Source organism: Streptomyces calidiresistens (assembly GCF_014141525.1).
In the GTDB taxonomy this organism is placed as follows: domain Bacteria; phylum Actinomycetota; class Actinomycetes; order Streptomycetales; family Streptomycetaceae; genus Streptomyces; species Streptomyces calidiresistens.
In genome coordinates this window covers 1-1792 of the sequence record NZ_VKHS01000973.1, presented here as the reverse complement: position 1 = coordinate 1792, position 1792 = coordinate 1, and the positions used below count along the sequence as shown (strand labels likewise).

Here is a 1792-nt window from a genome sequence, read left to right as displayed (position 1 = left end):
GTCCAGGACGTTGCGCTGGGTGGGCTGCGGGGGGGCGTAGGGGTCGGACTCGTCCGGCCAGCCCACCCAGTTGCGGGTGTTGTACTGGGCGCCGATCGGACCGGCCACGGTCGGGATGACCGGGGCCTCCTCGACGATGATCCGCTGCAGGTCGTACAGCGCCTCGGTCCGCACCTCCTCGTCGGGGGACTCGGCGTACTCGCGCAGGGCCCGGTCCACGTCGTCGTTGCGGAAGCGGCCGAAGTTGCCGCCGGGGGACGCCTCGCCGATCGGGCGGTAGACCGCGGGGTCCATCATGTGCTGGTACATGTCGTACGGGGTGGGACCGGTGTTGGCCCAGTGCAGCGTGGCGTCGAAGTCACCGGTGTCCACGGCGTTGCGCCAGGCGTCCACGGTCTGGGTCTCCACCTTGGCGGAGATCCCGATCTCCTTGAGGTTGTCCTCGATGATGGACAGCGCCGTGAGGTAGTCGGACCAACCGGCCGGGTCGGTCAGGGTCACCGACACCGGTTCGCCGTCCGGACCGCGGAGCGTGTCCCCGTCCAACTCGTACTCGGATTCGGCGAGTTCGGCACGCGCCGCCTCCACGTCGGGTTCCACGACGACGCCCCGGAACTCGGGGGCCAGGAAGGGCTCGCCGGCCGGGAGGGGGAGGCCGGTGGGGTTCTCCAGGGCCGGGTACAGACCGGCGTGGGCCTGCTCGTGGATGGCCTGGCGGTCGATCACCAGCGAGACCGCGCGGCGCACCGCCGGGTCGTCGAAGGGGGCGCGCTCGGTGTTGAGCCACAGGCCGTGGACGCCCAGGCCGGTGGGGAACCACAGGTGGTGGTGCTCGGGGTCGCGGTCCAGGTAGATGCGCTCGTGGTCCGGCATGAAGACGAAGGACCACTCGGTCTCGCCGTTGGCCAGGGCGGTGGTCTGCGCGTTGTTGTCGTTGTACGAGGTGTAGCGCAGTTCCTCGACCTCCGGCAGGCCCTTCCAGTAGGAGTCGCGCCGGGCCAGGGTGATGGTCTGCGGGGTGAAGCTCTTGATGACGTAGGGCCCGGTGCCCACCGGTTCGCGGTTGTCGAAGGTTTCCGGCGAGTCCAGCTCCGACCAGATGTGCTCGGGGACGATCAACGTCTCCAGGATCCGGTTGCGGTTGGTGAACTGGGAGGCCCCGAAGGTCACCGTGACGGTGTCACCGTCCACCGTGATGTCCTCGAAGGGGATGCTGTAGCCGTTGAAGGCCGGGGTGTCCCGGATGAGTTCGAAGGTGAACGCCACGTCCTCGGGGCCGAACTCCTCGCCGTCGGACCACTCCGGACCGTCGACGACGGTCAGTTCCAGGGTGTGGAAGTTGTCCGACCACTCGTGCTCCGAGGCCAACCAGGGGGCCGGTTCCTGCTCCGGCTGGATGACGTTGGGCATGGCCAGCGGCTCGTAGATCATCGATCGGTAGCCGAGCGAGGCGCCGGCGGAGGTGTCCAGGAACGGGTTGCTGTTGTTCGCCTGGGGGCCGTTGGGCATGCCGATGTCGAGGACGGCGGTGCCCGACCCGTTGCCGGAGGCGTTGCCCGCCGTTTGGGCACCTCCCGAACAGGCCGTGGCGAGGAGGCCGACGGCCAGGAGGGCGGCTGTGACCGCCGTGGTTCTGCGGGTGCGGGGACGAACTCTCATGGGTGGTCTCCGGGTGTGCGGGGGTGGGGAACGGGTGACGCGCCCGGTTCGGAATCGGGCACGTCGGACTCCGGGGCGTGCGGGATCGACGGCGGTCGCGGGACGGGCGACCGCCGGAGGGACGGGTTCCGGG

Annotated in this window: 1 protein-coding gene; it reads right to left on the bottom strand. The window is 69.8% G+C overall.

Going from position 1 to position 1792, the window contains the following annotated elements:
• A partial coding sequence (locus FOE67_RS24650; RefSeq protein ID WP_182667031.1) for an ABC transporter substrate-binding protein occupies window positions 1-1659 on the bottom strand: 1659 nt, incomplete at its 3' end.
• Between the last annotated feature and the right edge of the window lie 133 nt (window positions 1660-1792).